The sequence below is a fragment of the Enorma phocaeensis genome (genome assembly GCF_016901575.1).
Taxonomy (GTDB): domain Bacteria; phylum Actinomycetota; class Coriobacteriia; order Coriobacteriales; family Coriobacteriaceae; genus Limicola; species Limicola phocaeensis_A.
Genome location: NZ_JACJKQ010000012.1, coordinates 40,526 through 60,773, shown reverse-complemented (window position 1 = coordinate 60,773; position 20,248 = coordinate 40,526). Strand labels below are relative to the sequence as shown.

Below are 20,248 nucleotides of genomic sequence, written 5' to 3'. Positions count from 1 at the left end.
TATAGAGGCGACCATAGAGAATGATGGGGGTTCCAGATTCGCGCAGGTCATCTTTTGAGTATCCGCGACCCTTGGAGAACGTGCAGATGTCCCCCAGCTTACGCTGTTCCCAAGGACCAGTGAAACCGGGGAACCTCAGCTTGGGTGCATTCGATTTTGATTCGCTCATGGTGGGCCCCTAGCTCTCTGTCAACTCGTCGGCCATGTCGTAGATCGCGTCGCGAAGGGCGTTTCGATACTTGATGCGCGAAAGCGACTGCACCGCCTCGTCCGTCGCCATCGTCTTATACTCACCCGATGCTTCGGCAACTATCCTCGTGATTGCGCCCGTATCGTCAAGGTCTTGCTGCCCAAAGCGGTGACGACTAAACAGCTCGCGCATCTGAGCGCTCTTGACTACCTCGGTTATGCCCCACTTCAACCTAAAGTCGAGCAGAGATCGGTCAAGGCTCGCGTTGCTCGCCGCCTGGATGACCCGCTCGCCATCGCCCTGGGTTTCCAACTTCACCGGGTAGGTCACGCCAGAGTCGGCCGGAGGATAGTCGCCACGTACGATGGCGCCCACGGCACGCATAATCTTCCCCGCATACGTGCGGTCCGCAAGACCGCTTGCAAACTGCTCGATCTTGGCCCTCGTCTCCTCGACTTGCCTCGCCTTCTTCTCGTGAACGGCGTTGAGCAGCGCCTCGATGAGCTCAGTCAGGTAGTCGTAGTCCACCTTGATCTCTTTGACGTGCGTCATGCGCAGCTCGATCTGATAGGCTGGCACGTTCTGCGCCTTGGCAAGATGCTCCTTGAGCTCGTTTGCCAGCGATGTCGTGAGCATCCTCTCCTGATCGGGCTCCATGCCCAACGCGCGCAACAGCTCGTCAGGGTTGTCGTAATCAAAGCCGACCTTCTCGCCGCCAAGCTCATCCGGCTTGAACTGCTTGATCTTTGCCATGCCAGCGTTGTACTCGCGTAGCAGGTCGAGCATGAGCTCCTTCTGCTTTTCCGATGGGGGAAGCTGCGTAAAGTCCTGAGTCAGATCAGCTAGCTTGGCAACTTTCTCCTTGACTTGGTGGAATACCTCTTCGAACTCAGGGGCGGTAATGCCGTCGAGCACGTTCTGCCTGCCGCGCTGCTCGTCGGTGAGGTTGGCGGAGCCTCGATTTGCATAGATGGCCAGCGCCTGGTTCATGAGCCGCTCGTTTTGCGCCGGCCAGCGGTAGTTGACGATGTGGCCCCACGGCTTCTCCTGCATGTCCGCAATGCGGTTCGTGCGCGAGTACGCCTGGATCAGGCCTGCGCCCTTGAGCGTGCGGTCCACATACAAGGTATTGAGCTCGGGCGCGTCAAAACCAGTCAGGAGCTGGTCAACCACGATTACCAGGTCGAGAAACACGCCGTCGTCCGACGTCTTGTTGAGCCTCGCCATAACATCCTGCGTGTAGCCGGAGACGTCGTCCATGCCCCAACTCGTTCCAAACTCCTGGTTGTACTCAGTGATGGCCTCATAGAGCCCCTTGTTTGTCTCGAGCATGAAGTCGCTGTTTGAGGTGCTCTGGCTAAAGGTGACGGCAACCTTGAGCGCGGGCTTGCCCTCGGCTCGCCGCTCGGCGTTCACGCGCTGGAACTCGCGGTAGTACATCATGGCCATGGGCGTAGACGCCCTGCCTCCACCCACGTGCGTGGTGAGCAGCGCGTTATATCTGCCGTTGGCTGAGCGGTTGCGCCAGTTGTCAAAGATGTCCCGCACCACCTCCCGCACGTGATCGGGGTTCTCGTCATAGAAGCTTGGCTCGATCGCATCGTCCATGTCGTCCGGAGTGAGGTTTGCGATCTTGCGCTCAATCTGCCGTTCGGACCAGTCGGGGTGCTGGTCGCGGTAGAACTGCGGTAGGTAATCCTCCTTCATCGCCTGCTCGGATATGGTCGTTTCAAAGTCCACCTGGAAGCCCAAGACGTTGCGGTCGGCAATAGCCTCGCGGATGGTGTACGCGTGCAGGAGCGGGCCGAAGATGTCCTCGGTACGCAGGCCGGTCGTGGTCTCGTCAAACATGGGAGTGCCAGTGTAGCCCAGCCACGCCGCGTGCCGGAACGCCTTCTGGATGGTCTCGAACGCCTCCCCTCCGGTCGAACGGTGCGCCTCGTCTACGATGAACACGATGTTCTTCTCGGGTGCCTGGAACGACCTGCGCTTGACGAGCCTCTCCAGCTTCTGGACCGAGGTCACGATGATGTCGTTGCCCTTGGACTTGAGCTTGCGGCTCAGGTCGGACGTGTTGTCGGTGTTGCGGATGCTTCCGAGCAGGTCGCCCGCCGCATCAGGGTCGTACGCACGATAGTTTTCGAGCGTCTGTTTGGTGAGCGCGATCCGGTCCACCAGAAACACGACCTTGTCAACCCCTGGCAGGCGACTTGCGAGCCACGCAGTCTTGAAACTGGTGATGGTTTTGCCAGACCCAGTGGTGTGCCAGATGTAGCCCACCTTGTTGACGCCCAGATCAAAGTCGACGTGCTTGACGCCCTCGATTGCTCGCTGGGTAGCATAGACCTGATACGGGCGCATGACCTTGAGGCACTGCTTGTTCTTGGTTCCGTCCAAGATCATGTAATTCGTTGACATCTGATGCGCCATGGGGATGGAGAGCATCGAGTCGGCAAACTCCTTCCAGTTGCGCACGACGGCGCTGTCGCTCTTTCTCTGCCATCGAAACGCAAAGTCTTTGTTGAACTTCTCGCTGGTGGTGTTTGCCATGTACTTTGCGTCATTTGGCGTTATGGCAACAAGTATCTGCAGGGTTGAGTAGATGTCGCGGTACTGCCCTTCGTCAATGTATTGCTGCATCTGATTGAGAGCCTCATCCACGTCGTGCGTGTCGCGCTTCTCCTCTATCTGGATGATGGGCAGTCCGTTGATGAGAAGCGTCGTGTCAAATCGGCGGTTCTGCTTGCCCGGAACCCTCGCCGGACGCTCAATCTGGTTCACTACCTGGTAGATGGTGTCACCAGCACCGATCTGCTTTTGATCAAAGACCGTGAGGAACGCATGACGGCCGTCGTCAAGGTCAACCTCGATTTGCGACACTCCGTTGAGACCGTAGAGGAACTGACCCGCCTGATAGGGCGTCTGAAGATCAGCGATTGCTTTTTTCACCTGGGCAAACTCGAGCGCGCTCAGGGGATGGTCGAGTGTGCTTTGGTTGTGGCGCTCCAAAATCTTCTTGAAGTTGTCCCAGAGCTGCTCGGTAGTCTTGATGGCGGGCTCGTAGGTCCATAGCTTGGTTTTGACCACGTAGTCAACGGGCTTTTCTCGCACGATGCCCCATGTCGCGGAAGAAGGCTGCGTGATGGCACCGCTGCACAGGTACTGAATCAGGTCGGACTCAAACTGCAGCTCGCTCTTGTCGATAGTGTTGTTCATTGCCGGTCCGCCCTTCTCATCATTTCTCGTACCAGAATAGTTTCGCGCTCGGACATTCGCTTTCTTAGAGCGTCAAGTTTGAGCTGGCATGCGTACGCCCTACCAATAAGCTCCTGCCTTTTGAGGCTGGGAAGCTGCGGCAGCTCCAGTTCGCGCAGCTGCCTTAACGTGTACTTCATGGTGCTAGACCCCTGCTGGCCAACCCTAAGCTGCCGCCTAATTAATCGGTTTTCGTTTAGCAGGTATACGAGATAGAAAGCATCAATCTCGCCAACAGGAATGAGCTTGATATAGTTTTGCGTTAACAAGTAGCCATGATGCTCAGCCTGCGCGATGACAGCTGTCCCGGACAGAAGGCTGAATATCACATCGCCTGTCGATGCCGTTACAACGACATCCCATGTCTTTACCTGCTTACCTCCAGCACGCTGGGTAATCAGACCCCTTGAATCATCTTCCAAATCCATCTGGGAGTAAATGACGTAACGCGGCGCAGCGTCTCCCCAATCCTCTGTGATACGGAATTGCGGCGTTCCGCTAATTAATTGAGCCGCATCTCTTAGCAGCGCCATGATTTTGTGCCTCCTAAAAATTACAAAATCAATTAGCCTACTAAGAAGAATATACCGGCTAGCATGAGAGGTCAAGTAGATTTGTGCCTTTTGAAAATTACTAATTACCTTAGATAGCAGTGAGGGCCACCGTTAGTAAACGCCAGCGGCCCTCGTCTTTCAAGATAAACCCCGCGAGCCATATCCTACATGTTATCGAACGGCAGGCGCCCAACAGCATACGCAAGCATCTATAAACGATATCGATGCGGCACGGCCGCCCAGGCCGAGTTCGACCTAGGCGGCCGTTGTCATGCTACGCCCGCTTGAGGCGCGAGCCGGCAGCGGTGTCTTCGATGACAAGCCCCATGTCGCGCAGCTGGTCGCGGATGGCGTCGGCAAGCTCCCAGTTTTTTGCCGCACGTGCCTCGGCACGAGCAGCGAGGATCGCCTCGGCGGCATCGTCCACGCTATCGCCCGTGTAGCCGCAGAGCCCGCCAGCAACCCCGAGCAGGCCGACGGGAAGCTCCTCTTTGGGCTCGCGGAGCTTCACGCCAAGGATGGCAAAGGCGCCAGCGATGCCGGCAGAGCAAGCGAAGCACGCCTCGGGATCGGCAGCGCCCGCAACCTCATCGAGATATGTATTTGCCTCGGTCACCAGCTGGAAATAAGCAGCAACGGCGCTGGCGGTGTTGAAGTCGTCGTTCATGGCCTCTTCGAACTCGGCTGACGCCCGCTCGGCGGCAGCGATGAGCGCGGCCGCACGCTCGGCATCGGCCTCGCCCGTTGCGTGGTTCGCCGCCCAGACAAGGTTCTCGACGCAGGTCGCGATACGTTCAAGCGAGTTCTCCGCGCCCTCAAGGCGCTCCCAGCTAAAATCGAGCGGCGACCGATAGTGCGTCTGCAGCATAAGCAGGCGCAGCGCCGCGGCCGAGTGCTTCTCCAGCACCTCTTCGAGCGTAAAGAAATTGCCCAGGGACTTGCTCATCTTCTCGCCGTCGACAAGCAGCATGCCCGTATGCATCCATGTGTTGGCAAAGCCCTCGTGCCAGCAGCAGCTTGCCTGGGCGCACTCGTTCTCATGATGCGGGAAGGCGAGGTCGGAGCCGCCGCCGTGGATGTCGATCGGCGTGCCCAGATAACGATGGACCATGGCGGCGCACTCGGTGTGCCAGCCGGGACGGCCCTTGCCCCACGGGCTCGGCCACTCGGGCTCCCCGGGCTTGGCCGCCTTCCACAAGGCAAAGTCCAACGGATCGCGCTTGTCCTCGTTCTCCTCGATGCGCGCGCCCACCATGAGGTCGTCGATCTTGCGTCCGGACACCTCGCCATAGCTGGGATCGCTTCGCACGGAGAAGTACACGTCGCCGTTCTCCGCCGCGTATGCATGCCCCTGCTCGATCAGACTCTTGATCATGCCGATCATGGGACCGATCTCTTTCGTGGCGCGGGGGCGAATGTCGGGGTCCATGACGTTCGCGGCGCGCATGATGCCGATGAACTTCTCCGAGAACTCCTCTGCCACCTCGGCAGCGGTGCGCCCCTGCTCGTTGGCACGGTTGATGATCTTGTCGTCGACATCGGTCAGGTTCTGGGCAAACGTGACCTCATAGCCCGAAGCGATGAGCCAGCGACGAATCACATCGAAGGAGATGAACGTGCGGGCGTTGCCGATATGAATGTTGTCGTAGACGGTAGGGCCGCACACATACATACGGACCTTGCCCTCTTCAATCGGGGCAAACTCCTCTTTTTTGCGCGTGGCGCTGTTGTAAATCTTCATGACATCCTCCGAGGGGCAACTCGCCCCGTCATTCGCTGCTCAACCGGTGCCCGCCGCGCCCGGCGCGAAACTCCACGCGAACGATGGGGCGCACCGCCCAAACATTGCTTGTATGGTGAATATGGTACTCGACTGGCGCATGGGCAGGAAGAACTCCTTTGACAGCCCATCGAGCCGGCTGAGGCGCCACAACGGCTTCGTGAAGAGGAGCGGGGTTCGAGCCGAACCTCGAGCGGCGGCCCTTATGCCCGCTTCTCCAGCAAACAGACCGCCCACGCGCCGACACCTTCGCCCTTGCCTTCCCAGCCCAGACGCTCGGTGGTCGTGGCCTTCACCCCCACCTGCTCCACGTCGACGCCGAGCGCCCGCGAAAGGTTCGCTCGCATCTGCTCGCGAAACGGGCTGATCTTGGGCTCCTGGCAGGCGATGGTGCAATCGGCGTCTACGAACTCGTAGCCGCGCTCGCGGGCATACTCCATGACCGCGGCGAGGAGCTTGAGGGAATCCGCCCCCTCGTACGCAGGGTCGGTGTCGGGAAAGAGCTTGCCGATGTCTCCGCCGCGACAGGCGCCGAGAATCGAATCCGCCAAGGCATGCGCCAGCACGTCGGCGTCGGAGTGGCCCAGCAGCCCCTTGTCGTGGGGGATGTCCACCCCGCCGATGATGCAGCGCCGGCCCTCCACAAGCCGATGCACGTCATAACCATGTCCGATGCGCAGCATTGTAATCCTTCCCAGTGTCGGCATTTGACTGGCATCATAGCGCATGGAGCGCGGCGCGGGGAATCCACGGGCTGGCGACGATTCTGAGACCAGACGCACCCTAGGCTCGGATTGTGCGGGAGAACGGCGCGGCGTTTGAGCCCTTGGGCGATGTGGTCTCAGTTTCGGGCTTGAAACGGGCTCAGACCGAGACTATGGGCAGCCTAGTCTCACTTTGAGCAGGCGGCATGCCCTCCCCCGCGCATCCGGCAGCATAGCCCGCATCTCCCAGCGAAGCCGCCGCGGGCAGCGCTTGAACCCGCAAGCAGGCACGCCGTCGAGGCGTGTATAGAGGAACGCAGCCACCCTGGAAGAGCCGGGGGCACGTTCGGAGCCTCGTCGTACCTAGATGGACTACCTGAGCTATGCAGATATGAGCAACGGCCCCGCACGGTACCCATTGCCGCAAAGGCTTCATGGGATACCGCGCAGGGCCACAGCGAAGCGCCGGTCAGCTTATGCGCACGACAGCGTGGGCACGCGAGCGATGACTATCTCTTACGACGCATCCGGGCAGAGCCGACAAGGGCGGCAGCTCCTCCGACGGCGGCTATAAGCACGACTATGGGGGCCACGTCGCCGGTGGAGGGCAGAATGTGATCCGTTGAGCCTGAGGAGTCTTGCGGATCTTCGGGCACGTTTGGATCCTGGGGCTCCTCGGGAGTCTCCGGGGTAACTGGGGCGTCAGGCGTATCCGGATCTTCGGGGCTATCCGGCTCATCAGGGGTATCCGGGGTGTCAGGATCTTCAGGATCCACCGGAGTGTCGGGGGTATCTGGCGTATCGGGATCGTCATCGCCACCGGGATTCACCGGAGGACGATCCGGCGTGTCGCCACCCGGATCAGACGCCTTCGTCCACGTGAGTGCAAACGGGCTGAAGCTGCCGTCCTCGACATCGCCGTCAAGCGTGAAGACCACACGTCCGTCTACGACACTGCATGGAATAACCTCCACCTCGCTCTTGGCAATCTGATCGGCGGCGTCAGGAGATCCGGCCCCACCGTACTCGCGATGCAGGCCCTTGAAGTGATGCACGGCAAACGTGACATTGCTGGGGTCCACGCCTTCGGGAACAGGCCAAGAGATCGTGATGTCAGAGTCCGTGCTCACCCAAACATTGCCGTCGTGTTCATTCACCAAGTCGAGGTACTTGAACTCGGTCGATGATGCGTCGATGCCGGCATGTTTGGCAAGCAGCGCCTCGGTGTCGGCGGTCGTACCGTTCTCAACAGGAAGCAAGTCATCGAAGAGCAGCGACACCTGTGCGCCGCTATCGGGGTCGGCGCCATCGATGCCGAGCAGGCCCATCGAGTCGTCGCCGTTGGTGAAGAACGTGGCGCCAGCAGCAACCGTAGCGGTGGCAAGCGCGCTATCCTGCTCGCCGGTCGCCGTCTCGCCCACAATAACGGGATTGGCGGCCACCACATCAGCGGTGCCTTCCTCGCCCGCAGCCTCGCTGGCGTTTGAGACGGTGCGTACCGTAAGCGTGGCAGGCTCCTCATCGGATGTGGCGACCTTGACATTCACAAGACGGCCGTCGGAAAGCGTTGCCGCAACGTCGTCATCCGAGATGACCACATCGTAGACGCCCGCCACCTCGTCATCATCGGCAGCAGAGCCCTCCTCAAGCGAGAAAGCGGCGTCCAACTCGGGGATGACGATGGTTCCATCACCTACGGTCGCATCCTCGGCATCGAGTGACACGGAATCGCCGTCAACCAGCAGCGCAAGCCCAACGTCCCCCTCATCAAGCGCTTTAGAAAGATCGTCATCAGCGCTCACGCGATAGCGGACCTCGGGGAAGTTGTCGTTGTCCATAGAGTCGCCACCCGTATAGGCAACCATGTCCCGAGGCTCCAAGGTAAGGGTGCCGGCAATTACGGGTTCGCCGAGCGTGAGGTACTGCTCGGAAGTGTCGTTCTCGACAATCTCGTATTTAACGCGGTCAGCCTCATCGGTGTCTTTATAGCGAGCGTCCGGCTTGTCCTCGTACCAGCCGTCCACGCCCAGGATAAAGCCGGAGGGGTCGATAAGGGTGAAGGTGCCGTGCTCGTTGGCTCGAGGCGCCGGCGCGGCGGCGAGACCAGGCCGCGTCTCTCCCCCTACCGAGTCGAGACCCATGTCGTGGTCGCCTTCCCAGCTGTCGTCGACGTCGATGCCTCCGCCCTGGCCTTCGTCGCCGCCTTCCTCGGTGGGCTCGGCGTAGTTATAGAAGTCGTTCGCACCATACGCAGCCGTGTTACCAAAGATGCGGCCGCCTTCCATGGTATAGGTGCCCGTGATGTTAGCCACGCCGCCGGCGAGGGCCTGATCCTCAGATTGGCCCTCTTCCGCTGTCGCCTGGTTGCCGGTGATATCCCCTCCCTCCTGGGTGAAGGCCCCAACGTTCTCTACGCCGCCCGCCCTGAGAGCGATGTTGTTGGCGATGGAGCCGCTCACGAGGGTAATGTCGGCGCCACCGTTATAAATGCCACCGGCCTCGCCCGCCGTGTTCTCGCTTACCGAGGTCTCGGTAAGCGTAAGCTCGCCTGCGCCAGCACCGATTCCACCACCGGCGGCAGACGCCTCGTTGCTGCCCACGGTGCAGTTGTCGAGCGTCACATCGGAGCTGCCCTGAATCCACATGCCGCCACCTTGCGGAGCGTCGTTGCCCGTAACCTTTACGTTTCGCATGGCGACGTCGCCGCCCAGCACGCAGACGCCACCGCCGCCCTGCGTGGCGGTGTTGCCGCTCACCGTGGTGTCGACGATCTGGATGCCTGTGGGTTCAGCATCGGACCCGCCGCCCGGGGGCGTGAGGCCGCCACCGGAGGTCCGGGCGAGGATGCCGCCGCCAACGCTGGAGTTGCTGTAGGGCTCGCTCGGGCTGCTATCTCGCAGCGTCATATTACCCGAAACGGTGCAGTCCTCGATCCTCGCACCCGCAACGCCGTTGAGGTATAGACCAGCCCCCAGCAGAGCGGTGTTGCCGTTAATCGTAACGTCTGTGAGAGAAACTACCGCATCGCCCGTGGCGTAGACACCACCGCCACCGCTCTCATGCTGCGTGTGGTCATCGCTCGTGAAGGCCGAGTTGTTCGAGATGCTGCCGCCCGTAACGGTGACGCGGGCTTTGTTCGCGGCGTAGATGCCGCCGCCAGCCCAGCCGCTGTTGTTCGCCACGCGATTCCTCTCAACCTTACAGTTGGTAAGAGTAACCGTGCTGCCAACCCCCGTGACGGCAATACCGCCGCCTGCCTGCTGGCGTCTACTCCAGTCGCCTTCATATTTGCCGCAGTTGTCAGTAATGGCAGCGCCTTCTGCAGTGAGCGTGCTGCCACCCGAAAGATAGATGCCCGCACCATAGCTATAGCTGTTACCGCCAGTGAGCCTGTTGTTGGTGACCGAGCCGCCCTCCATAGTCATGGTGGCACCTTTGAGCACTTGCACGCCGCCGCGCGAGGTGCCCGAGTTATCGGTAATGCTGCCACCGTTCACGGTGATGCTCGCATTCTCGCCGCTTGCCTCTACGGCAGAGGCGCCGTCCTCGACACCTTTCCACCCGCTCACGGAGCCGTTGGCGTTTAGGGTAAGACTGCCCGCCACGTCAATGAAGCTCTCTTCTCCATTGACCTCGTCGGCGGCAATGCTGCCGTTGAGGGTGAGCGAGCCGCCCTCTGCTACCTGTACGAACATACCCGTGTCACCGTTAACGGTAACGCTGCCGGTGATGGTGAGCCTCGCACCCTTGGCAACGATGAACGTCGGGCTGTCATCCTTGTCGTCCGACTGCCCGCGGTCGATAGCGGCGTCGTCTGCGAAGGTTATGGTGACGTCGGCATTCTCAGGAATCGAAACGGAGCTGTCCGCGGTCAAGGTACCAGACGCGGAAATATCGACCGGCGATTCGGAAGACACCTTTTCCACTGCGTTAGCAAGGTCATCCCACGTGGTCACGGATTCCGTCGCATACGCCCTCGCCGGCACGCCGACAAAGCACAGCGCGCACAGAAGCGTCAGCGTGCATGCGACAAGGCTCCCGAACGAGCGTAATCTTAGTCTTGGAACACCCTTTTGGCATGGCTGTCTCTTACCAGTTTGAGCCTCAACGTATCCACAATCTCCTCCCCAGATCTTTCAGCTTCCATCCCATACGTCGTCCTCGTCATATCGACGCCAACCGACCGGCTATGTAGCGAGCGCCGAGCTACGAGTCGCCCGTACCCAACATGGCAGCCATCAGGCGCGACGCCTCCCGAACGCCATCGGGCGTAGCGCGATACAGGTTGGCAAGCGAGGCACCCGTGTCGCCCGCGCGGGGCACGCGTTCGACATGCTTCAACTTGACGAGCTTGGAAATCGATCGGTTGATGGACTGCTCGCACACGCCGAGCATCTTGGCCATATCGGCCTTTGCCATGACGAGCCCGTCTGCGTTGTCGGCAGCAGGCACCGGACCTCGGGCACTGCTGCCCGCCGTACCAAACGCAATCAGGACGAGCACGCGTTCGTACGAGAACGCGTGCCTGCCGTGTATGCGCGGCACGTCATCTGCGAGCTTTCGCCCTGCCATACGAAACCCTCCTTCCCAGAGTCACGCATCGGTGCCGAGGCGCTTTCATAACTCGGCAGCACTGACCTGCAGGCCAAAGCGCAATCGACCTTATCGACGACGGGCACGCCTCCAAACGGCGATAGCCACCACGATCGCCGCGACACCGGCGAAGCCCACAACAAGCGCGAGCGCGACAGACGAGTCGCCCGTTTTGGGCAGCCCGGGTTCCTCAGCATCGCCTGAATCATCCGGAGCTTGTGGCTCGTTAGGACTCTGCGGCGTGTCGGGAGTGTCGGGAGTGTCGGGCTCGTCCGGCGTGTCAGGCGTATCCGGGGTATCCGGCTCGTCCGGCGTGTCAGGCGTATCCGGGGTATCCGGCTCGTCCGGCGTGTCAGGCGTATCCGGCTCATCTGGCTCATCTGGGGACGTCGGCGGATTGTCGGGGCCGTCGTCCGGCGTCGTACTTGGGACATAGGTGTTCGTAAGCACGAAGCCGTCGCCCGCATTGCCTGTCACGGTCCCTTGGTATCCTGCGGGAACGTCCTCCACGACGCTGTAGGCGCCCCTGGCGGGAAGGCCGGTAAACGTCGCCTTCCAATTGTTGGCCGCACTGAGCACAGCCGTATCTATCCTCTTCTCGCCATTCAGCACATGAACGGTCACCGATTCGGGACGCTTGCCAGCGGCGTCATCGTTGTCGCACCAGACCTTGGAGACCTCAACCGAAAGCGTTTCCTCATCATTGCCGACGGTAATGCCGCCGTTCGAAGCCACGCCGCCTCCGTACCAGCCCGCAGTGTTACCCGAGATGATGAGCTTTGCCTGGGTCTTGGCAAGATCCTGAGCATCCGTAGTGGAAACGGCCTTGAGCGCCATGCACGACGTGATGCGCGTGGTATCGATCGGCTCTGTGCTAGCCCCTTCTTCACCATAGCGAGGGACGTCTGGATTCACCGATGGGTAGACGCCAGAACTAGCCTGAAGTCTAACCCTGCCGTCTTCCATCCACGACACGGCACCTCCGCCGAGCATCCTGCTAGCGACCTCTGCATCGTATCTGCCAGCGTCGTTCGCAAACGCCGAGAATACGAAGTCATCACCCGCTGCGCGCCAGAACCCGTCCACCACGGCAGCGTTTCCAAACACTGCAGCGCCCTCGGACACATACAGTCGCGCGATCCCCGTCGCGCAGAACCACATGCCGCCGCCCTGGGGCGCGGTATTCTCGGTCACCAGGACATTGCTCATATGAAGCGTGCTGTAGTGATCGTAGTTTCCCTCGCTATACACGCCGCCGCCCATCTTGGTGGCGGTGTTGCCGGTGATGGAGCCTGCGTTGAGCGTCACTCCGTTGGTATATGAGTACACGCCAGCACCCGTGAAGCCATGATTGTTCGAGATCGAACCGCCGTTCATGACAAATGCGGTCTTGTACTCCTGCTCATCGTTCTGCAGGTTTCCGTCAACCACGCACACCCCAGCGCCGTTGCCGCCGCGGTTCCCGTCAATGGCGCCGCCATCCATGGTGAATGTTGCATTGCTCTCGACATGCACGGCACCCGAGGCGCTTACGTTGGCCTTGTTAGCAGCGGAGCACACGTTGCCACCGATTTGCGCCGTGCCGGATAACGTGAAGGTTGTCCTGGCATCATCTTCATTGCCGAACAGCATAAGGGCCGCCCCGCGCACGCCGCTGTTGCCCCGGATGGCGCCACCGGACATGGAGCCCGTGGCATTCCCCAACATGAGGACGCCCGAAGAGCTGTTGAGCGGGTCTGCATCCGTTGCGATGTTCTGCTCTATAGAACCTGCCGTCATAATGAACGAGGCACCGTCGCTCACACGCACCGGCGCGCTGTAAGCGGCATCATCAAGCACCTTGCACGAGTCGATGACACCGCCGGCAACCTCGATGCTCGCGCCCTCACCCGAAGCCTCCACCACACCTGTGCTATCAGTCGAAATCGAAGCACGGGTAACACGGGCTCCCTCGGAGAGCGTCACCACACCTTGAGAAGATACGACGCTGTGCTCGTTGTACCGTCCAAACAGGACGAGCTCGCCGGAGCCCTCCCCCGCAAACGTCACATGCGCACCTGCTCCAACGACAATGAGGTCGTTGATGGAGCCATCTTTCGAGGCAAAGAGGTACCGGGTCTCGCCATCGGACTTGATGGTGATGTCTTTGCCCGCGGGGATGGTCAGCCCATCCTTAAGGGTCACGTTCTTGCGCAGCACAATGACCTCGCCCGAGGCGGCATCTTTCACCGCTTCCTGAAGAGCTTTTCCGTTCTCAGCTATCGTATCGCCCGCATCTTTGAGCGATGGCACCGTGTAATTCGCCTTGCAGCTCGTTGGGAGCGCGCCTTCGATCTTCACGATGTCTTCGCTATTGTTGATGGTGAGCTTCTTAAGTGTGCTGGGAAACACGTTGGCATTGACAGTCTCGATACTTGAGCCGAGCACAATCTGAGTGAGACCCGTATTATCGAACGCGCCGGCGCCCAGAGAGGTAACGCCATCCGGCACCTCCAACGGGTCGGGCAGATCGGCACCGTAGCATCCATACGATCCGATGCTTTTCAAACGTTCGGGCAACCCCACCGCCGAAAGGTCGGTCCACACAAAACCCCACGTGCCGATTGAGGTGATGGCAGGGTTGAGCGCGGTCACATGTGCCGTCACATACGAGAACGCGTAGGTAGGGATAGACGTGACGTTACCCAAGTCAAGGTCTCCCGTTAAGTTCCTGCAGTTATAAAACGCATACGACCCGAGCGTGGTGACCTGCGAGAGATCGATCGGCCCCGTCAGCGCCCTGCACTCTTTGAATGCAGAGTGCCCGATAGATGTCACCGAAGAAAGCGAAGGTATGGTGGTGAGCGCTGTGCACCCTGAGAAGGCGCCCTGCCCAACGGATGTGATGACACCCTTCGCCTCGACCGTTGTGAGCGCGGTGCAGTCAGCAAACATGCTGGATACAATCTCGTCGATCGATGCAGGCAGAACGATGCTCGTCAGCGATGTGCAACCACTAAAGGTGCTGCCTTCGGTTATCTGGATGCCCTCGGGCAACGTAATAGACGTTAGCGAGATGGCATTCTCGAAGGTGGCAGGTTGGCTCAGGCGCTTGAGCGTGCTCGGAAGGTTAACGGTTGACAACGCTGAACAGTTGTTCACCATAAAGTTTGAAGAGATCTCTTCAACACCCTCTTCAAACGTAAGGGTCTGAAGCTTGCTCATGCTCTGTAGCGAGCCGTTGAAGTTCTTTACGGAACCAGGAATGGTGAGCGAGGTAAGGTCGGGAAACTTTGAAAAGCGCATGCCGTCGACACTCGTGACAGTCTCGGGGATGACGAGAGAGGTCACCCCTGCGCACTGGGTGCCCCAACCTAACGCGGCAGAAAGCTCGCTGACCGTGTAGGTGACGCCATCACTGACGATGCTCGAAGGAAGGGAGAGCTCGGCGACCTGCTCGGTGAGCTTCAGCCCGGTGAGCGTCGCCGTGAGGGCCTCGGTGTCGATCGTTGCCTCATATGAGGCGCCCCCGTCTTCGAAGGTCACCTCCCGCTCCTCTGCCCAGGCATTTGCAGGCATGAGCGCCATGTATGCGATGACACACAAAGCTGCGAAAACCCGCCGTATCGCTTGCACCATGTTAAATCCCGTCCTTCGTTTGATGTTGCTGCGTTTTATGTCCGATGCTCCATCCGACTCCCCAGGTCTGCCCGCCATAAGGCGAGAACCCCGATAGAGCTGCGGCAGCCGTGAGCTTATTGAGCCAGCGGCTGCGGGTTTCTGCATCCTGACGCGGCGCGGCGCCGGGTTCCCCATGCCGACAAACGCACCTTTCCCATTCGTCCCCCTATGTGACACGTCCAGATACACTTTGAAAAGCATACCCCCCCCCCGCTCATTTTGTCAACGCGGCAGATGGGGAAACGTGTGCTAAAAATGGGGTCTACGGTTGGATTTTTCGGCGGCAACGGGCCTCGCGCCCGCACCTCGGCGTCATAAGTTCATACGTTTGGCGAACGCCGCCACAGCTTCGCCTGCGCCCCGTGCTAGCGGCGCATGTCCGATGCGCAGCGGCGTAGGTTGAACTCCTTTGTCTCGGGGCGTCCGTCAGAGCTGCACGCGAGGCATGACGCCCGTGTCCTGCGCGCTCTCCGCGTCGCTCATGCGACCCAAAAGGATCGCCGTCACGGGGCGCAGGTCCTCAGGCACCGTGACCTTCAGATTGTCGCGCGGACTTGCCACGCACTGCACCGCGCCGCCCATGCGCTCCACAAGCGAGGCGTCGTCCGTGCCCACAAACCCTTCGGCGACGGCGGCGGCATGGGCGCGCCGCATGACCTCGACGCTAAAGATTTGGGGGGTCTGCGCCGCCCAGTACATGCTGCGCGGCGGAGTCTCCACGATGCGCTCGCCGTCTACGATCTTCAGGGTATCGATGGCGGGCTGTCCGCACACCACGCCGTCGAGCGAACGGTCGGCAAGCAACACCTGTATCGCGTTGTCGATGGCCCCTGTGGTGATGAGCGGGCGCGCCCCGTCGTGAATGGCCGCGTATTCAAAGCCCATGGGCACGGCGTCGATGCCCGAGGCGGTCGAGTCTTGACGGGTCTCGCCGGCATCGGCAAAGGTGATGGGCGTCTTGAAATCAAAGGGGTCGATGGCGAGACGGCGCATCTCGGCGCGCTTTTCGGCCGGACAGACCACCACGATGTGGCCGACCAGGCAGGAGCGGTCAAACGCCATGATCGACCAGGCGACCAGCGGACGTCCCGCCACGTTTACCAGCTGCTTGCCGCCGGGATTGCCAAACCGGGACCCACAACCGCCCGCAACGATCACGGCACACACCGGCGGCATCGGGACCGCGCCTCCGGACGCAGAAGCGCATGCCGCATGCTGCCCAGCAAACCCTGCAAACACGCTGGAAGACACCTCGTCTCGAGCCATCATGCTCCCCGCTTGCCCTGCATGCGGTAGAGCGAATCGGCAAGGATCGTGGGATTGTTCACACCGAAGTCGCCCAGACGCTCGGGATCCTTGCGGATGTCATCCATCAGGTCCTGAAGCGAGCCGTACTCATCCACGATCTTTTCGGCGACCCCGTCGCGCACCACGGAAACCTGCGAGAGGGTGCGCAGGCCGAGCGGCGTCATGACCGAATCCTCGTCCAGGTCGTCATAGCCCAAGACCTCTGCCACGCGCTGGGGATTCGTGAGGTCGCGCGGCGTCATGGACGAGAACTGCTCGCGGATGCGCAGCGCGTTCTCCTCGGAGGAATCGCTTGCATAGTCGCGAATCATGAGGGTGTAGTCGTTGTCGATGCTGGTGCCCGCGAGCTGCTCGAGCTGCATCTGCACGAGCTTGCCCTGCGTGCCGAGCTTCACGATGCAGAACTCGAGCTCTCCCTTTGCCTGCTGGAGGATCTCGAAGCTCGAGAAGATGTCCGTGATGTCGGCAAGCGTTACGTAGTCGTCAAGCTCCAACGCCGTCAGGCGCAGCAGCGCGCGGTCAAGCGAGGCGCGCGTGGTCTGCAAGGTCGAGACCAGCTGGTTCACCGAACTCATGATGTCGGAGACCGGCTGGATCGTGTAGGACTTTCCATGCACATACACGTTTACCACGGCGCGACGCGCCGACACCGAGATGACGATGGCGTCGGTGAGCACGCTCATGCGCGCGGCGGTGCGGTGGCGCATGCCCGTCTCGCTCGTGGCAAGCGAAGGGTCGGGATTCAGATGGAAGTTGGCGCGCAGAATCTGGGTGACGTCGTCATCGATGACGATGGCGCCGTCCATCTTGGAGAGCTCAAACAAGCGGTTGCTGGTGAACGAGATGTTCAGCGGGAAGCCGTCGTTGCCCGCCGCCAGCACATGCTCGGAGTCGCCCACGCAGATGAGCGCACCCAGATGCCCCGCGATGATCATATCCAGGGCGGCGCGAATGGGCTGCCCCGGCGCGGTCAGCCGAATCGCCTCGTTCATACGCTTTTGCACTTGCTCTTTATCCAATGTGCTCTCCCATCCCATGCGCTCGCATAACGTGTCAATCAGTCACAGTCATACAGGTATTTTCGCATGGAGATGCTCCCGGCCGACCCGACAATTGCGCAATGCAACAGAATTAACTGGACGAAATCATGCCCTCGCCTTACAAAGGCACATCCGCGACGCAGAACGGCGCAAAGCGAGGCACAGAAAAAGGGGCGGACCCTGAGGAGCCGCCCCTTGTTCTCATGCACGCCTAGCAGGCGCCCGCACCCATCTGGGAGATGCCGCCGGGGCCGCCTCCCGTGAGCGCGGGAGAGCCGCCGCCTGAGCGCGGAGCGCTCTCGAACGAGCCGCCCAGGGCACCCGTGTGACGCGGCGCAGGAATCTCGCCCGTGGTATGGCTGAACACGAACTCGCCGTCGACCACGTCGCACAGCACGGTATCGCCTTCGCTCCACTCGCCGGCGAGCAGCTCCTCGGACAGCGGGTCCTCGATGAGGCGCTGGATGGCACGGCGCAGCGGGCGAGCGCCGTTTGTGAGGTCGGTGCCCTCGGAGACGATCTTGTCGATGGCGGCAGGCGTGGTCACGATGTTCATGCCGTTGGCGATGAGGCGCTGGCGCAGGTCGTCCACCAGCAGCTCGGCAATCGAGACGAGCGAGTCACCCGAAAGCTTCTGGAACACCACGATGTCGTCGACGCGGTTCAAGAACTCCGGACGGAACAGGCGCTTCAGCTCTCCCATGGCTCGACTCTTGATCTCCTTGGAGGAGAGACCCGCCTCGCCGGTGGTGCCGAAGCCGACGCTCGCGTCTTGGGCGATCTCGCGGGCGCCCACGTTGGAGGTCATAATGACCACGGTGTTGCGGAAGTCGACCGTCTTGCCCTGGCCGTCCGTGAGACGTCCCTCGTCGAGCACCTGCAGCAAAATGTTGAAGATGTCCGGATGTGCCTTCTCGATCTCGTCGAAGAGCACCACCGAATAGGGATGCCGGCGGACCGCCTTGGTAAGCTGGCCCCCCTCTTCATGGCCAACGTATCCCGGAGGGCTACCGATGAGCTTCGAGACCTCGTACTGGCTGGCAAACTCCGACATATCGAAGCTGATAAGCGCGTCCTTGCTGCCAAAGAGGTACTCTGCGAGCGTCTTGGCGAGCTCGGTCTTTCCCGTGCCGGTGGGACCCAGGAAGATGAACGAGCCGCCGGGACGGCGGGGATCCTTGAGCGGCGAGCGCGAACGCCGGATGGCCTTCGCCACGGCGTTGACCGCCTCGTCCTGCCCGATGATGCGCGTCTTGAGCACGCTCTCGCACTTCAGCAGGCGGCGCGATTCGTCCTCGGTGAGCGAGGAGACCGGCACGCCCGAGGTGACCGATACGATGTCTGCGATCTGCGGAACATCGATCTCGATCGGACTTGCGTCCATCTGGGCGTTCCAGGCGGCGCGGGCCTCGGAGAGGGCGATCTCGGCGGCGCCCTCCTGCTCCTTCAGCTCGGCGGCCCGATTCATGTCGTCGCGATCCGTGGCCTCGGCGACCTCTCCCTTGAGCTCGGCCACGCGAGCCTCGGCCTCGCGCACCGGCTCGGGCGCGCGATTTGCCGCGATGCGGGCGCGGGCGCCCGACTCATCGATGAGGTCGATAGCCTTGTCAGGCAGGTAGCGGTCCTGGATGTAGCGAGCCGAGAGCCTAGCCGCGGCCTCTACCGCCTCGGGGGTGTAGTGGACGTGGTGATGCTCCTCGTAGCGAGGCAGCAGCGCGTTCAGGATCTTGATGGTGTCCTCGACGCTCGGCTCTTCCACATCGATGGACTGGAAGCGGCGCTCGAAGGCGGGATCCTTGGTGAGGTACTTGCGGAACTCCTCGGCCGTGGTGGCGCCGATGATCTGGAAGGCGCCGCGCGCAAGCACCGGCTTGAGCATGGAGCTCGCATCGATGGAGCCCTCAGCGGAGCCTGCACCGATGAGCGTGTGCATCTCGTCGATGAACAAGATCGCGTCGTCGGCCTCGGTCGCCTCTTGGATGACGCCCTTCAGACGCTCCTCGAACTCGCCGCGGTATTTTGCCCCGGCGACAAGACCCGGCAGGTCGAGCGACCAGATGTTTTGATCGATGAGGTTCTCAGGCACGTTGCCGGAAGCGATCTCCTGCGCGAGCCCCTCGACAATGGCGGTCTTGCCCACGCCAGGATCGCCCAAGATGAGCGGGTTGTTCTTTGTGCGGCGGGAGAGAATCTCCATCATGCGCGAGATCTCGCGCTCGCGGCCGATGACCGGATCGAGCTTGCCGTCGCGCGCCTCCTGGGTGAGGTTGGTGGCGAACTGCTTCAAGACGCTCGTCTCGCCGCCTTTGCCCTGTGCCGCCTCTCCAGAAAAGAACGGAAGCCCGGCGCCCGGGCGGCCCGCCCCGGCGCCCGCCATGGGGCGCTTGCTGCTTTGGTCCTTCGACGTGAGCTTTTCCACCGCCGAGCGCACCGATGCGGCGGTAACGCCCAGGCGCGTCAGCAGGTCGACGCCCTTGCAGGACGACTCGTCGACAACGCCCAGCAGCAGGTGCTCCGTGGAAACGTAGGTCTGGTTGTTCTCACGCGCCAGGCGGAAGGAACGCTCCATGACCTCGATAACCGCTGGCGTGAAGGCGAGCTTCGCCTGCCCGGCGTCCTCGTCGACGTCGCCCGGCTGCGTGGTAAGCGTCTCTTTGAGCTGCGCAAGGATGTCGTCGTAGGAGATGTCCAGCGAGCGCAGCGCCTCCGCCGCGATACCCTCCTCCTCCTTGGCGAGGGCCAGCAGCAGGTGCTCCGTGCCCACCTTGGTGGACGAAAGCGCGACCGCCTCTTCCTTCGCCATGGCCATGACGCGGCGGGCGCGGTCGGTAAATCTGTCTAGCATGCTCTACACCTCTTTTGTGCGGGGACTCTCCTGGCATGACCAATCGGCGGCGCCCCCAGCGCCGCATTCCCCTCATAGCGATGTTCGTTCCCCGGATGTGTACCCAAGGACGTACCATAATAATCGAACGAATGGCCGTTCTGCGAGAATGTCAACAGGGCGTGAAGGGCGCATGTTTGCCGTCGGAATCAGTTCGCTTCGGTTTTATGCAGATAATTCCAGAACCACCGAGTAGAGACCGATTTGGCAAGGTCAAATCCAGGCATTTTGTTGCAGGATTTTCGCGTCTACTCGACCAGCAGGAAAAAATCTGCATCAA

10 protein-coding genes are annotated in these 20,248 nt (G+C 61.1%); all 10 read right to left on the bottom strand.

What is annotated here, in order from left to right; all coding sequences use genetic code 11:
* Positions 1-178: 178 nt before the first annotated feature.
* The 10 genes from H6A15_RS07280 to H6A15_RS07235 all read right to left on the bottom strand — a co-directional run bounded on the left by H6A15_RS07280 (position 179) and on the right by H6A15_RS07235 (position 19,929).
* Positions 179-3,406 carry a type I restriction endonuclease subunit R gene (locus H6A15_RS07280; protein WP_204673089.1) on the bottom strand — a complete coding sequence of 1,076 codons (3,228 nt, stop codon included), beginning with the start codon at positions 3,404-3,406 and terminating at the stop codon, positions 179-181.
* Positions 3,403-3,978, bottom strand: coding sequence for a hypothetical protein (locus tag H6A15_RS07275; protein WP_204673088.1), 576 nt, complete (start codon positions 3,976-3,978; stop codon positions 3,403-3,405). The genes H6A15_RS07280 and H6A15_RS07275 overlap by 4 nt, the downstream gene beginning before the upstream one ends.
* A 295-nt stretch (positions 3,979-4,273) precedes the next feature.
* Positions 4,274-5,740: a cysteine--tRNA ligase gene (cysS, locus tag H6A15_RS07270; protein ID WP_204673087.1), complete on the bottom strand. Its 1,467-nt coding sequence runs from the start codon at positions 5,738-5,740 to the stop codon at positions 4,274-4,276.
* Between the two features lie 242 nt (positions 5,741-5,982).
* The gene (gene ispF, locus H6A15_RS07265) at positions 5,983-6,462 is read right to left on the bottom strand and encodes a 2-C-methyl-D-erythritol 2,4-cyclodiphosphate synthase (protein WP_204673086.1); all 480 of its coding nucleotides are present in this window, start codon (positions 6,460-6,462) and stop codon (positions 5,983-5,985) included.
* A gap of 530 nt (positions 6,463-6,992) precedes the next feature.
* On the bottom strand, positions 6,993-10,409 hold the full coding sequence (locus tag H6A15_RS10450) for a right-handed parallel beta-helix repeat-containing protein (RefSeq protein WP_239462442.1): 3,417 nt from the start codon (positions 10,407-10,409) through the stop codon (positions 6,993-6,995).
* A gap of 280 nt (positions 10,410-10,689) precedes the next feature.
* Complete coding sequence (locus H6A15_RS07255; protein ID WP_204673085.1) at positions 10,690-11,055, bottom strand: hypothetical protein; 366 nt, start codon at positions 11,053-11,055, stop codon at positions 10,690-10,692.
* A gap of 90 nt (positions 11,056-11,145) precedes the next feature.
* On the bottom strand, positions 11,146-14,643 hold the full coding sequence (locus tag H6A15_RS07250; RefSeq protein WP_204673084.1) for a leucine-rich repeat protein: 3,498 nt from the start codon (positions 14,641-14,643) through the stop codon (positions 11,146-11,148).
* A gap of 519 nt (positions 14,644-15,162) precedes the next feature.
* The gene (gene ispD / locus H6A15_RS07245) at positions 15,163-16,005 is read right to left on the bottom strand and encodes a 2-C-methyl-D-erythritol 4-phosphate cytidylyltransferase (RefSeq protein ID WP_239462441.1); all 843 of its coding nucleotides are present in this window, start codon (positions 16,003-16,005) and stop codon (positions 15,163-15,165) included.
* Entirely contained in the window at positions 16,002-17,081 is a 1,080-nt protein-coding gene (gene disA, locus H6A15_RS07240) for a DNA integrity scanning diadenylate cyclase DisA (RefSeq protein ID WP_428840701.1), read from the bottom strand. The genes ispD and disA overlap by 4 nt, the downstream gene beginning before the upstream one ends.
* Positions 17,082-17,295: 214 nt before the next feature.
* Positions 17,296-19,929, bottom strand: a complete 2,634-nt coding sequence (locus tag H6A15_RS07235; protein WP_204673082.1) for an ATP-dependent Clp protease ATP-binding subunit — start codon at positions 19,927-19,929, stop codon at positions 17,296-17,298.
* Positions 19,930-20,248 lie beyond the last annotated feature (319 nt).

Excerpts from the sequence above, each read along its gene's own strand:
- H6A15_RS07235 (WP_204673082.1), bottom strand. The coding sequence starts at position 19,929 with ATGCTAGACAGATTTACCGACCGCGCCCGCCGCGTCATGGCCATGGCG.
- disA (WP_428840701.1), bottom strand. The coding sequence starts at position 17,081 with ATGGGATGGGAGAGCACATTGGATAAAGAGCAAGTGCAAAAGCGTATG.
- H6A15_RS07275 (WP_204673088.1), bottom strand. The coding sequence starts at position 3,978 with ATGGCGCTGCTAAGAGATGCGGCTCAATTAATTAGCGGAACGCCGCAA.
- H6A15_RS07255 (WP_204673085.1), bottom strand. The coding sequence starts at position 11,055 with ATGGCAGGGCGAAAGCTCGCAGATGACGTGCCGCGCATACACGGCAGG.
- ispD (WP_239462441.1), bottom strand. The coding sequence starts at position 16,005 with ATGATGGCTCGAGACGAGGTGTCTTCCAGCGTGTTTGCAGGGTTTGCT.
- cysS (WP_204673087.1), bottom strand. The coding sequence starts at position 5,740 with ATGAAGATTTACAACAGCGCCACGCGCAAAAAAGAGGAGTTTGCCCCG.
- H6A15_RS07250 (WP_204673084.1), bottom strand. The coding sequence starts at position 14,643 with ATGGCGCTCATGCCTGCAAATGCCTGGGCAGAGGAGCGGGAGGTGACC.
- H6A15_RS07280 (WP_204673089.1), bottom strand. The coding sequence starts at position 3,406 with ATGAACAACACTATCGACAAGAGCGAGCTGCAGTTTGAGTCCGACCTG.
- ispF (WP_204673086.1), bottom strand. The coding sequence starts at position 6,462 with ATGCTGCGCATCGGACATGGTTATGACGTGCATCGGCTTGTGGAGGGC.